Origin of the sequence: Streptomyces sp. NBC_00273, assembly GCF_036178145.1 — a bacterium.
GTDB lineage: Bacteria > Actinomycetota > Actinomycetes > Streptomycetales > Streptomycetaceae > Streptomyces.
The window spans coordinates 6228515-6240784 of record NZ_CP108067.1 but is presented as its reverse complement, the minus strand read 5'-3'; the positions used below and the strand labels follow the sequence as shown (position 1 = coordinate 6240784).

The window sequence follows — 12270 nt, the reverse complement described above, 5'->3', positions numbered from 1 at the left end:
ATGTTCAGCACTGTTCTGGTGGCGAACCGGGGCGAGATCGCGGTCCGGGTCATCCGCACCCTGCGGCAGCTCGGCATCCGCTCCGTGGCCGTCTTCAGCGACGCCGACGCGGACGCCCGCCACGTACGGGAGGCCGACACGGCCGTCCGGATCGGCCCGGCCGCGGCCGCCGAGAGCTACCTGTCGGTGGAGCGGCTGCTGGATGCCGCCCGGCGCACCGGCGCCGAGGCCGTCCACCCCGGCTACGGCTTCCTCGCCGAGAACGCGGCCTTCGCGCAGGCCTGCGCCGACGCGGGGCTCGCCTTCATCGGGCCCCCGGCGAGCGCCATCAACCTGATGGGCGACAAGATCCGGGCCAAGGAGACCGTGAAGGCGGCGGGCGTGCCCGTGGTCCCGGGTTCCTCGGGCAGCGGCCTGACCGACGCCGAACTGGCCGCGGCGGCCGCGGAGATCGGCATGCCGGTGCTGCTGAAGCCCTCGGCGGGCGGCGGCGGCAAGGGCATGCGGCTGGTGCGCGACGAGGCGGTGCTGGCCGAGGAGATCGCGGCGGCCCGCCGCGAGGCGCGGTCCTCCTTCGGCGACGACACGCTGCTGGTCGAGCGGTGGGTGGACCGGCCGCGGCACATCGAGATCCAGGTGCTGGCGGACGCCCACGGGAACGTGGTGCACCTGGGCGAGCGCGAGTGCTCGCTCCAGCGCCGGCACCAGAAGGTGATCGAGGAGGCCCCGTCGGTCCTGCTCGACGAGAAGACCCGGGCGGCGATGGGCGCCGCGGCCGTCGACGCGGCCCGCTCCTGCGGGTACGTCGGCGCGGGCACGGTGGAGTTCATCGTGCCGGGCGGCGACCCCTCCTCCTACTACTTCATGGAGATGAACACCCGCCTCCAGGTCGAGCACCCGGTGACGGAGCTGATCACCGGGCTGGACCTGGTGGAACAGCAGCTGCGGGTCGCGGCGGGCACCCCCCTCGACTTCACGCAGTCCGAGGTGACGCTGACCGGGCACGCCATCGAGGCCCGCGTCTGCGCGGAGGACCCGGCGCGCGGGTTCCTGCCGTCCGGCGGCACGGTGCTGGCCCTGTCCGAGCCCTCGGGCGGTGCGGTGCGCACCGACTCCGGGCTGACGGCGGGCGTGCCGGTGGGCTCGACGTACGACCCGATGCTGTCGAAGGTCATCGTCCACGGCCCGGACCGCGCCACTGCCCTGCGCATGCTGCGCGGGGCCCTGGCCGACACGGTGATCCTGGGCGTGCAGACCAACACCGGTTTCCTGCGTCGCCTGCTGGCGCACCCGGACGTGGTGTCGGGCGACCTGGACACCGGCCTGGTCGAGCGCGACCTTTCCGGGCTGCTGCCGGAGGGGGTGCCGCCGGAGGTGTACGCGGCGGCTGCGCTGCTGGACGTCCCCCGACCCGCCCCTTCCCGAAACCGGGGCTCCGCCCCGGACCCCGGTCCTCAAACGCCGGACGGGCTGGGTAAGTGGATCGACCCCTTCGACGCAGCCGACGGCTGGCGCCTCGGCGGCACACCCGCCTGGACGGTGCACCACTTCCGCCTTCCCGGCCAGGACCCGGTCGAGGTCCGCACCCGCCTCCGCGGAACGAACTGCGAGCTGCTCGTATCCGACCCGGCCGCGCCAATCTCAGCCTCGCCAGGGGGTACCCCCGGACGGAGTCCGGGGGAGCTCGAGGCGCGGGGTCCGGGGCAGAGCCCCGGCGCACCGGCCCGCGGCCGGATCGTCACCCGCACCCCCGACACCGTCACCATCGAACTCGACGGCGTCACGCACCGGTTCAGCCACGCCGCCTCCCCGGAGGGGACCTGGCTCGGGCGCGACGGCGACAGCTGGCACGTCCAGACGTACGACCCCGTCGTGGCCAACCTCAGCGGAGCCGGACGCGGCGGCGCCGACACCCTCGCCGCCCCCATGCCCGGCACCGTCACCATGGTGAAGGTGGCCGTCGGTGACACGGTCGCGGCCGGGCAGAGCCTCCTCGTCGTCGAGGCGATGAAGATGGAGCACGTCATCTCCGCCCCGCACGCCGGCACCGTCACCGAGCTGGACGTGACCCCCGGCACCACGGTCGCCATGGACCAGATCCTGGCCGTCGTCACCCCGGACGAGGACGCGAACGAGGACAAGGAGGGAGCCGCGTGATCGGGCTGCCCATGAACGTCCCGGCCCCCGGCCTGCCGGCCCGGGTCCGCATCCACGAGGTCGGCGCCCGCGACGGCCTGCAGAACGAGAAGTCGGCCGTACCCACGAAGGTCAAGGCGGAGTTCATCCGCCGCCTCGCCGCCGCCGGACTGACGACCATCGAGGCGACCAGCTTCGTGCACCCCAAGTGGGTGCCCCAACTGGCCGACGCGGAGGAGCTGTTCCCGCAGCTCGCCGACATCGACGCGCACCTGCCCGTCCTCGTCCCCAACGAGCGCGGCCTCGACCGCGCGCTCGCCCTCGGGGCCACCCGCATCGCGGTCTTCGGCTCGGCCACCGAGACCTTCGCCTCCCGCAACCTCAACCGCACCGTCGCCGAGTCCCTCGCCATGTTCGAGCCCGTCGTGGCCCGGGCCAAGGAGGGTGGCGCGCACGTGCGCGGCTACCTCTCGATGTGCTTCGGCGACCCCTGGGAGGGCGCCGTCCCGGTCCACCAGGTCGTCTCCGTCGCCAAGGCCCTGCTGGACCTCGGCTGTGACGAGCTGAGCCTCGGCGACACGATCGGCGTGGCGACGCCGGGCCACGTCCAGGCCCTGCTCTCCGCGTTGAACGAGGCCGGCGTCACCACCGACCGCATCGGCGTGCACTTCCACGACACCTACGGCCAGGCCCTGTCCAACACCCTCGCCGCGCTCCAGCACGGCGTGAGCACCGTCGACGCCTCCGCGGGCGGCCTCGGCGGCTGCCCGTACGCGAAGAGCGCCACCGGCAACCTCGCGACCGAGGACCTGGTGTGGATGCTCGACGGCCTCGGCATCGAAACCGGGGTCGACCTGTCCGCCCTCACCGCCACGAGCGTGTGGATGGCCGAACGGCTGGGACGTCCCAGCCCCTCCCGTACCGTCCGCGCCCTCTCCCACAAGGAGTAGTCACACCATGTCCCTCGACCACCGGCTCACCCCTGAGCACGAGGAACTCCGCCGCACCGTGGAGGCGTTCGCGCACGACGTCGTCGCCCCGAAGATCGGTGACCTGTACGAGCGGCACGAGTTCCCCTACGAGATCGTCGCCGAGATGGGCCGCATGGGCCTGTTCGGCCTGCCCTTCCCGGAGGAGTACGGCGGCATGGGCGGGGACTACCTCGCCCTCGGCATCGCCCTGGAGGAGCTGGCCCGCGTCGACTCCTCGGTCGCCATCACCCTGGAGGCCGGGGTCTCCCTCGGCGCCATGCCGATCTACCTCTTCGGCTCCGAGGAGCAGAAGCAGCAGTGGCTGCCGAAGATGTGCTCCGGCGAGATCCTCGGCGCCTTCGGCCTGACGGAGCCGGGTGCCGGCTCCGACGCGGGCGGCACCCGCACCACCGCCGTCAAGGACGGCGACGAGTGGGTCATCAACGGCTCCAAGTGCTTCATCACCAACTCCGGTACGGACATCACCGGTCTGGTCACCGTGACCGCCGTGACGGGCCGCAAGGCGGACGGCCGCCCGGAGATCTCCTCGATCATCGTCCCGTCCGGCACCCCGGGCTTCACGGTGGCGGCGCCGTACTCCAAGGTGGGCTGGAACTCCTCGGACACCCGTGAGCTGTCCTTCGACGGCGTACGGGTCCCGCTGGCCAACCTGGTGGGCCAGGAGGGCCGCGGCTACGCGCAGTTCCTGCGGATCCTCGACGAGGGCCGGATCGCCATCTCCGCGCTCGCGACCGGTCTCGCGCAGGGCTGTGTGGACGAGTCGGTGAAGTACGCCAAGGAGCGGCACGCCTTCGGCAAGGCGATCGGCGACAACCAGGCCATCCAGTTCAAGCTGGCCGACATGGAGATGCGCGCCCACATGGCCCGCATCGGCTGGCGCGACGCGGCGTCGCGGCTGGTGTCCGGGGAGCCGTTCAAGAAGGAGGCGGCGATCGCGAAGCTGTACTCCTCGACGGTCGCCGTCGACAACGCGCGCGAGGCGACCCAGATCCACGGCGGCTACGGCTTCATGAACGAGTACCCGGTGGCCCGGATGTGGCGGGACTCCAAGATCCTGGAGATCGGCGAGGGCACGAGCGAGGTCCAGCGCATGCTGATCGCGCGCGAGCTGGGTTTCGCCGGCTGAGGCACCCGATGACGACGTCCGGCGTGGGCCCCGTGCCCGCGCCGGACTTCGGCATGTCGGCGGGCGGTCAGGAGAAGACCACGAGCGTGGCCGTGGGAGCCAGGGTCACCAGGGCGCACACCGGCCAGTAGACCCGGGCGGCCGCCGTGTTCCACCGTCGTACGAAGTGGTTGACGAGCCACCACAGCAGTGCGAACGCGGTCACGATCGGTACCACGATCACCAGCCAGAGCAGCATGCCGTCGTTCTCCGTGGGTTCCCGCTGGGTCCAACCGAGTTCGGAGAGCGGCCCGTTGACGGTGATGTACCAAAGGAGCCAGACCGGCACGACGCCAGGGACCCCCATCACGAGGTTCGCTCCTGTGGCCATCCACCATTTGTTTCGCATCGGCTCAGTATTCACACCCGTGATCGAAATCGGTGGACGGCGGGGCGCGGCCCGGTCGCACCCTCGGGCGGACGGAGCCCGACCCTGGCCGGTCCCCCTCACCCGTTCGCAAAGTCCCCCAACTCGGGCCCTCACCGCGGGCGATACGGGTGCCGGCCCGTCGGGCCGGATTCCAGGATGGTGATCCACCTCACGACCGGATCTTGGTTGACCCCTGGACAAACCCTTAGGTTAGGCTAACCTTCTCACCGAACGGCCCAGCGGCCACCCTGCACGCACGAAAGCGGACATCGACATGCCCAAGTCCCGAACCTCCTCCTTCACCCGTCGCGGCTTCGTCGCGGCAGGTGGCGCCCTCGGCCTGGTAGCGGTCCTCGCCGCGTGCGGCGGCACCGACTCGGCGAAGGGTGACGGCGGCAAGGACAACGGCGCCGCGGCGTCCGCCGCCTGGACCTTCAAGGACGACCTCGGCAAGGACGTCACCACGAAGGCCAAGCCGAAGAACATCGTCGCCTTCACCGGCACCGCCGCCGCGCTCTACGACTACGGCGTCCCGGTCAAGGGCGTGTTCGGCCCGACCAAGACCGCCGACGGCAAGGCCGACGTCCAGGCCGGCTCGCTGGACATCTCCAAGGTCGAGATCCTCGGCAACGTCTACGACGAGTTCAACGTCGAGAAGTACGCGGCCCTCCAGCCCGACCTGCTGGTCACCAACAGCTGGGACGGCACCTACTGGTACCTGCCCGAGGCCTCGAAGGACAAGATCCTCTCGCTCGCCCCGGCCGCCGCGATCAAGGTGGGCGGCGACGTCACCCTCGACAAGGCGCTGGAGCGCACCGCGGACCTCGCCAAGTCCCTCGGCGCGGACCTGAACTCGAAGAAGACCGTGGACTCCAAGGCCCGCTTCGAGGCCGCCACCGCGAAGCTGCGCGAGACCACCAAGGCCAACCCGGGCGTCAAGGTGCTCGTGGGCTCCGGCGCGGACGCCCTGTTCTACGCGTCCTCCCCGGACACCGCTGCCGACCTGAAGTACTTCAAGCAGCTCGGCGTCGAGTTCGTCACCCCCGAGAAGCTGGAAGAGGGCGGCTTCTTCGAGAGCCTCAGCTGGGAGAACGCCGGCAAGTACAAGGCCGACGTCATCCTGCTCGACAACCGCACCGGCACCCTGCAGCCCGAGCAGCTGAAGGCCAAGCCGACCTGGAACGAGCTGCCCGCCGTCAAGGCCGGTCAGGTCGTCTCGCGCGTGACCGAGCCGATCTTCTCGTACGACAAGTGCGCGCAGATCCTGGAAGACCTCGCGAAGTCCATCCAGAACGCCAAGAAGGTCAGCTGACCCTCGGCGCCCGGTGACCCCGGCCGCCAGGCAAGCCGTACCGACTCCCAGGGGGGACCTCTCCGCATGACCGCCACCGCATCCGACGCCCCGGCCGTCGCACACTTCCGGTTCTTCGAGCTCGAAGTGCTCCGCACGCGCCGCCTGGGCCACTCGTTCCTGCGGGTCACGTTCGGCGGGGAGTCCCTCGCGGGCTTCCGTTCGGGCGGCTTCGACCAGAGCCTGTCGCTCTTCCTGCCCGCGCCCGACCAGGAGCACACGGTGCTCCCGTCCACGGACGAGGACACCTGGTTCGCCGCCTGGCGCGCGATGCCGGACGAGGAGCGGCCGGTGATGCGCTCCTACACGGTGCGCGAGCAGCGCCGTACGCCCGAGGGCGCGGACGAGGTCGACATCGACTTCGTCCTCCACGGGGACTCCAGCCCCGCGTCCCGCTGGGCGGGGCGGGCGGTGACCGGCCGTCGGATCATGGCGATCGGACCGGCCGTCGCGGAGAACAAGTCCGTACGCTTCCAGCCGCCGGCCGACACCGACGAGATCTGGATGTACGCGGACGAGACCGCGCTGCCGGCCGCGGGCGCGATCCTGGACCGGCTCCCCGCCGGGACCCGGGTCAAGGCCTGGTTCGAGGTCCCGCACGAGGACGACCGGCTCGACCTCCGGGCGCCCGCCGACGCGGACATCACCTGGATCGTGCGCGAGAGCAGCGGCCGGGAGCGGACCGAGCAGGTGCTGGGCGCGCTGCGGGCAGCCGCCCCCACCACTGCCGTCGCCCCGTACGCCTGGCTGGCGGGCGAGGCGGGCACGATCCGCGCGGTCCGCCGGCACGTCGTGCAGGAACGATCCGTCGACCGCCGCGCCGTGCGCTTCACCGGCTACTGGCGGCTCGGCGCGAGCGAGGAGCAGCTCCTCGCCGAGGCGTACGCGGGCAAGGCTCCGAGCGAGGACCCCGCGTCCGAGCTGTAGTCAGCTTCCTTACCCCGTAGAGCACTTGAGATGGGCCCTGGCTTTTCAGCCAGGGCCCATCTGCGTTTGGCGAAATACTAAGGTTAGGCTAACCTAATCCTCGCACGCCACACCCCACACCCCTCTCCATCCCCTGCCCGGAGGAAAGTTGATGCGCTCGCATCTGCTGAACGAGACGACCGCGGACCTCTACCGGCGCTCCGTCACCGAGGGCGTCGACCGCGTCGCCGCCAAACTCGCGACCACGCAGCGGCCCCACACCGGTATATCCGTCGACGAACTCGCCCCGGTCATCAACGGGATCGACCTGGACAAGCCGCTCGCCGACGCGACCGCCGTCCTGGACGAGCTGGAGGACGTCTACCTGCGCGACGCGGTGTACTTCCACCACCCGCGCTACCTGGGCCACCTCAACTGCCCGGTCGTCATCCCCGCCGTGCTCGGCGAGGCGATCCTCTCGGCCGTCAACTCCTCGCTCGACACCTGGGACCAGTCCATCGGCGGCACGCTCATCGAGCGCCGCCTGATCGACTGGACCACCGAGCGCATCGGCCTGGGCCCCGCCGCGGACGGCATCTTCACCTCCGGCGGCAGCCAGTCCAACTTCCACGCGCTGCTCCTCGCCCGTGACGAGGCCTGCCGCCTGGTCATGAAGAAGGCGCTCGACGAGGGCCGCGAGCTCACCAAGGCCGAACTCCTGCCGAAGCTACGCATCTTCACCTCCGAGGCCAGCCACTTCAGCGTGCAGAAGTCGGCCGCCATGCTCGGACTCGGCTACGAGGCCGTCATCTCCGTCCCGGTCGACCGCAACCGCCGGATGGACACCGCGGTACTCGCCCTGGAACTGGAGGAGTGCGCCTCCGAGGGCCTCTTCCCGATGGCCGTCGTCGCCACCGCCGGCACCACCGACTTCGGGTCCATCGACCCGCTCCCCGAGATCGCCCGCCTGGCCGACGAGCACTCCGCGTGGATGCACGTGGACGCCGCCTACGGCTGCGGACTGCTGGCCTCCCCGACCCGCCGCCACCTCCTCGACGGCATCGAGCGCGCCGACTCGGTCACGGTCGACTACCACAAGTCGTTCTTCCAGCCGGTCAGCTCCAGCGCCATGCTGGTGCGCGACCGCGACACCCTCAAGCACGCCACATACCACGCGGACTACCTCAACCCGCGCCGCATGGCCGAAGAGCGCATCCCCAACCAGGTCGACAAGTCCATCCAGACCACGCGCCGGTTCGACGCGCTCAAGCTCTGGGTGACCCTGCGCGTCATGGGCGCCGACGGTGTCGGCTCGCTCTTCGACGAGGTCATCGACCTGGCCGCGGCCGGCTGGGACGTCATCGACGCCGACCCGCGCTTCGAGGTCGTCGTCAAGCCGCAGATCTCCACCCTCGTCTTCCGCTACGTACCGCAGGGCGAGGACGTCCGCGGCGACCTGGTCGACGAGGCCAACCTGCACGCCCGCAAGGCCCTGTTCGCCTCCGGCGAGGCCGTCGTCGCCGGCACCAAGGTGGACGGGAAGCAGTACCTGAAGTTCACCCTCCTCAACCCGCAGACCACGACGGCCGACATCGCTGCCGTCCTCGACCTTCTCGCCGCACATGCCGAGCAGTTCCTGGGAGAATCCCTTGCCCTCCACCGCTAAGACCCACGACTTCATCGGCATCGGCGTCGGTCCGTTCAACCTCGGACTCGCCTGCCTGACCGCCCCGCTCGACGAGATCGACGGTCTCTTCATCGAGTCGAAGCCGCACTTCGAGTGGCACGCCGGCATGTTCCTGGACGGCGCCCACCTGCAGACGCCCTTCATGTCGGACCTGGTCACGCTCGCCGACCCGACCTCGCCCTTCTCCTTCCTGAACTACCTGAAGGACAAGGACCGGCTGTACTCCTTCTACATCCGGGAGAACTTCTACCCGCTGCGGGCCGAGTACAACGACTACTGCCGTTGGGCCGCCGACCGCCTCGACAACGTCCAGTGGTCCACCTCGGTCACCGAGGTCACCTACGACGAGCAGGCCGGCCTGTACGAGGTCCACACGGACAAGGGCGAGACCCACCGGACCCCCCGCCTGGTCCTGGGCACCGGCACCCCGCCGCACGTCCCGCAGTCCTGCGAGGGCCTGGGCGGCGACTTCCTGCACAACTCCGCCTACATGCAGAACAAGGCGGAGCTGCAGAAGAAGAAGTCGATCACCCTCATCGGCTCCGGCCAGAGCGCGGCCGAGATCTACTACGACCTCCTCGCCGAGATCGACGTCCACGGCTACCAGCTCAACTGGGTCACCCGCTCGCCGCGGTTCTTCCCGCTGGAGTACACGAAGCTGACCCTGGAGATGACCTCCCCCGAGTACGTGGACTACTTCCACGCGCTCCCCGAGGACACCCGGTACCGGCTGGAGACCCAGCAGAAGAACCTCTTCAAGGGCATCGACGGCGACCTGATCAACGCCATCTTCGACCTGCTCTACCAGAAGAAGATCAGCATGCCGGGCCAGGTCCCGACCACCCTGCTGACCAACACCTCCCTGAACAGCACCGCGTACGACACCACCACGGGCACGTACACGCTGGGGCTGCGCCAGGAGGAGCAGGAGCGGGACTTCTCCCTCGCCTCCGAGGGCCTGGTGCTGGCCACCGGCTACAAGTACACGTTCCCGGAGTTCCTGAACCCGGTGCGCGACCGCCTGAACTTCGACGGGCACGGCCGTCTCGACGCCGCCCGCAACTACAGCATCGACACCACGGGCCGCGGGGTCTACCTGCAGAACGGCACCACCCACAACCACTCCCTCACCTCGCCCGACCTGGGCATGGCGGCGTACCGGAACGCGTACATCGTCGGTGAGCTCCTCGGCCGCGAGCACTACAAGGTCGAGAAGTCCATCGCGTTCCAGCAGTTCGCCGCCCCGGAAGGCACCCTGTGATGAGCACCACCGAACTCCTCTTCTCCCGCACCGACAAAGAACTCGGTTCCTTCGCCGTGCGCCCCCTGGACCCCTTCGCCGACGCGGAGCTGCTCCACGGCTGGGTCACCCACCCGAAGGCCTCGTTCTGGATGATGCAGGACGCGTCCCTGCCGGACGTCGAGCGCGAGTACATGAGGATCGCCGCCCACGAGCACCACCAGGCCTTCATCGGCCTGCACGAGGGTCGTCCCGCCTTCCTGATGGAGACCTACGACCCGTCCGAGCTGGAGCTGGTCGGCCTCTACGACGCCCAGCCCGGCGACGTCGGCATGCACTTCCTCGTCGCACCGAGCGACACCCCGCTGCACGGCTTCACCCGCGCCGTGATCACCACCGTGATGGCCGCGATCTTCGCCGACCCGGCCGCCGAGCGCGTGGTCGTCGAGCCGGACGTCGCCAACACCGCCGTGCACGCCCTGAACGAGGCCGTCGGCTTCGTGCCGGAGCGCCAGGTCACCAAGCCGGAGAAGGAAGCCCTGCTGAGCTTCTGCACCCGCGCCCAGTTCGAGGCCGCCACGGCCGCCCAGGGGGTCTCCATATGAGCCTCGCCGACGCCGTCGCCCACCTCTCCCCCGAGCTGTGGGCCCGCGCCAACCGCGCCCTGGTCCGCAAGGGCCTCGCGGAGTTCTCCCACGAGCGCCTGCTGACCCCGAAGCCGCTGGGCGAGGGCTTCTACTCGGTCCTCAGCGACGACTCCACCGTGGAGTACCGCTTCAAGGCCGTCCTGCACGCCCTCGACCACTGGTCGGTCGACGAGGACGCCATCACCCGCCACCGGGGCGGAGCCGAGCTGGAGCTGGACGCCCTCGACTTCCACATCGAGCTGCGCGGGGCCCTGGGCCTGAGCCCCGAGGTGCTGCCCGTCTACCTGGAGGAGATCTCCTCCACCCTGGCCGGCACCGGCTACAAGTACACGAAGCCGCAGGTCTCCTCCGACGTCCTCGCGAAGTCCTCCTTCCAGGACATCGAAACGGGCATGACCGAGGGCCACCCCTGCTTCGTCGCGAACAACGGCCGGCTCGGCTTCGGCGTGCACGAGTACCTCTCCTACGCCCCGGAGACCGCCAGCACCGTCCACCTGGTGTGGGTCGCCGCCCGCAAGGACGTCTCCACCTTCACGGCGGGCGCGGGCCTGGACCACGACTCCTTCATGCGCGAGGAGCTCGGCGACGAGACCATCGGCGTCTTCGCCGAGCGGATGACCGCGCTGGGCCTGGACCTGGCCGACTTCCACCTCTTCCCCGTGCACCCCTGGCAGTGGTGGAACAAGACCACGGTCACCTTCGCGGCCGAGATCGCGAACCGCCGCCTGGTGCTGCTGGGCGAGGGCCCGGACGCGTACCTCGCGCAGCAGTCGATCCGCACGTTCTTCAACCAGAGCGCGCCGCGCAAGCACTACGTCAAGACCGCCATCTCGGTCCTGAACATGGGCTTCATGCGGGGCCTGTCGGCCGCGTACATGGAGGCCACCCCGGCCATCAACGACTGGCTGCACCAGCTGATCGAGGGCGACGAGGTCCTCAAGTCGGTCGACTTCTCGATCATCCGCGAGCGCGCGGCGATCGGCTACCACCACCGCCAGTACGAGCGCGCCACCGACCGGTACTCCCCGTACCGCAAGATGCTGGCCGCGCTGTGGCGCGAGTCCCCGGTCAACTCGATCGAGGGCGACGAGCGCCTCGCCACGATGGCCTCGCTCCTGCACGTGGACGCCGAGGGCAAGTCCTTCGTCGGCGCGCTGATCGCGGAATCGGGCCTGACCCCGGCCGAGTGGCTGCGCCACTACCTGCGCGCCTACCTGGTGCCGCTGCTGCACTGCTTCTACCAGTACGACCTCGCGTACATGCCGCACGGCGAGAACACCATCCTCGTCATCGAGGGCGGCCTGGTGAAGCGGGCGATCTTCAAGGACATCGCCGAGGAGATCGTCATCATGGACGCGGACGCGGTGCTGCCGCCCGCGGTCGAGCGGGTCCGGGCGGACATCCCGGAGGACATGAAGCTCCTGTCGATCTTCACCGACGTCTTCGACTGCTTCTTCCGCTTCCTCGGCGCGATCCTGGCGGACGAGGGCATCTGCGACGAGGACACCTTCTGGCGGGCGGTCGCGGACTGCGGCCACGAGTACCAGGAGTCGATGCCGCAGCTCGCGGAGCGCTTCCAGCGGTACGACCTCTTCGCGCAGGAGTTCCAGCTGTCCTGCCTGAACCGCCTCCAGCTGCGCAACAACAAGCAGATGGTCGACCTCGCCGACCCGGCGGCGGCCCTCCAGCTGATCGGCAACCTCAAGAACCCCGTCGCGGCCTTCGCCCGGCGGTGACACACGGGGGCGGGGGAGGCATCGATACGGTCCCTCGATG

At 70.0% G+C, this 12270-nt stretch carries 10 protein-coding genes; 9 read left to right on the top strand and 1 reads right to left on the bottom strand.

Features of this window, described 5'->3' with window-relative positions; translation table 11 throughout:
• The 3 genes from OG386_RS27645 to OG386_RS27635 are packed head-to-tail and all read left to right on the top strand — an operon-like array spanning position 1 to position 4254.
• Entirely contained in the window at positions 1–2157 is a 2157-nt protein-coding gene (locus OG386_RS27645) for an acetyl-CoA carboxylase biotin carboxylase subunit (protein WP_328790348.1), read from the top strand.
• Positions 2158–2168: 11 nt separating this feature from the next.
• Positions 2169–3086 (top strand): hydroxymethylglutaryl-CoA lyase, encoded by a 918-nt coding sequence (locus tag OG386_RS27640; protein WP_328793381.1) that lies wholly within the window; start codon positions 2169–2171, stop codon positions 3084–3086.
• 7 nt (positions 3087–3093) lie between these two features.
• Positions 3094–4254, top strand: coding sequence for an acyl-CoA dehydrogenase family protein (locus OG386_RS27635; RefSeq protein WP_328790347.1), 1161 nt, complete (start codon positions 3094–3096; stop codon positions 4252–4254).
• Positions 4255–4321: 67 nt separating this feature from the next.
• Here OG386_RS27635 and OG386_RS27630 read toward each other — a convergent pair whose 3' ends face one another.
• Positions 4322–4600: a hypothetical protein gene (locus OG386_RS27630; RefSeq protein ID WP_328793380.1), complete on the bottom strand. Its 279-nt coding sequence runs from the start codon at positions 4598–4600 to the stop codon at positions 4322–4324.
• 337 nt (positions 4601–4937) lie between these two features.
• Between OG386_RS27630 and OG386_RS27625 the strand changes: the two genes are divergently transcribed.
• From OG386_RS27625 to OG386_RS27600, 6 genes are all read left to right on the top strand, one after another.
• On the top strand, positions 4938–5975 hold the full coding sequence (locus OG386_RS27625; protein ID WP_328790346.1) for an ABC transporter substrate-binding protein: 1038 nt from the start codon (positions 4938–4940) through the stop codon (positions 5973–5975).
• A 66-nt stretch (positions 5976–6041) separates the two neighbouring features.
• Positions 6042–6941 (top strand): siderophore-interacting protein, encoded by a 900-nt coding sequence (locus tag OG386_RS27620; RefSeq protein WP_328790345.1) that lies wholly within the window; start codon positions 6042–6044, stop codon positions 6939–6941.
• Between the two features lie 151 nt (positions 6942–7092).
• Positions 7093–8586: a pyridoxal phosphate-dependent decarboxylase family protein gene (locus tag OG386_RS27615; protein ID WP_328790344.1), complete on the top strand. Its 1494-nt coding sequence runs from the start codon at positions 7093–7095 to the stop codon at positions 8584–8586.
• A complete protein-coding gene (locus tag OG386_RS27610; protein WP_443053205.1) occupies positions 8543–9868 on the top strand; it encodes a lysine N(6)-hydroxylase/L-ornithine N(5)-oxygenase family protein in 1326 nt (441 codons plus the stop codon). Before OG386_RS27615 ends, OG386_RS27610 begins: the two co-directional genes overlap by 44 nt.
• The gene (locus OG386_RS27605; protein ID WP_328790342.1) at positions 9868–10452 is read left to right on the top strand and encodes a GNAT family N-acetyltransferase; all 585 of its coding nucleotides are present in this window, start codon (positions 9868–9870) and stop codon (positions 10450–10452) included. The genes OG386_RS27610 and OG386_RS27605 overlap by 1 nt, the downstream gene beginning before the upstream one ends.
• Entirely contained in the window at positions 10449–12230 is a 1782-nt protein-coding gene (locus tag OG386_RS27600) for an IucA/IucC family protein (RefSeq protein ID WP_328790341.1), read from the top strand. The genes OG386_RS27605 and OG386_RS27600 overlap by 4 nt, the downstream gene beginning before the upstream one ends.
• Positions 12231–12270: the final 40 nt, after the last annotated feature.

Excerpts from the sequence above, each read along its gene's own strand:
- OG386_RS27625 (WP_328790346.1), top strand. The coding sequence starts at position 4,938 with ATGCCCAAGTCCCGAACCTCCTCCTTCACCCGTCGCGGCTTCGTCGCG.
- OG386_RS27635 (WP_328790347.1), top strand. The coding sequence starts at position 3,094 with ATGTCCCTCGACCACCGGCTCACCCCTGAGCACGAGGAACTCCGCCGC.
- OG386_RS27615 (WP_328790344.1), top strand. The coding sequence starts at position 7,093 with ATGCGCTCGCATCTGCTGAACGAGACGACCGCGGACCTCTACCGGCGC.
- OG386_RS27630 (WP_328793380.1), bottom strand. The coding sequence starts at position 4,600 with ATGGGGGTCCCTGGCGTCGTGCCGGTCTGGCTCCTTTGGTACATCACC.
- OG386_RS27640 (WP_328793381.1), top strand. The coding sequence starts at position 2,169 with ATGAACGTCCCGGCCCCCGGCCTGCCGGCCCGGGTCCGCATCCACGAG.
- OG386_RS27620 (WP_328790345.1), top strand. The coding sequence starts at position 6,042 with ATGACCGCCACCGCATCCGACGCCCCGGCCGTCGCACACTTCCGGTTC.
- OG386_RS27610 (WP_443053205.1), top strand. The coding sequence starts at position 8,543 with ATGCCGAGCAGTTCCTGGGAGAATCCCTTGCCCTCCACCGCTAAGACC.
- OG386_RS27605 (WP_328790342.1), top strand. The coding sequence starts at position 9,868 with ATGAGCACCACCGAACTCCTCTTCTCCCGCACCGACAAAGAACTCGGT.
- OG386_RS27645 (WP_328790348.1), top strand. The coding sequence starts at position 1 with ATGTTCAGCACTGTTCTGGTGGCGAACCGGGGCGAGATCGCGGTCCGG.
- OG386_RS27600 (WP_328790341.1), top strand. The coding sequence starts at position 10,449 with ATGAGCCTCGCCGACGCCGTCGCCCACCTCTCCCCCGAGCTGTGGGCC.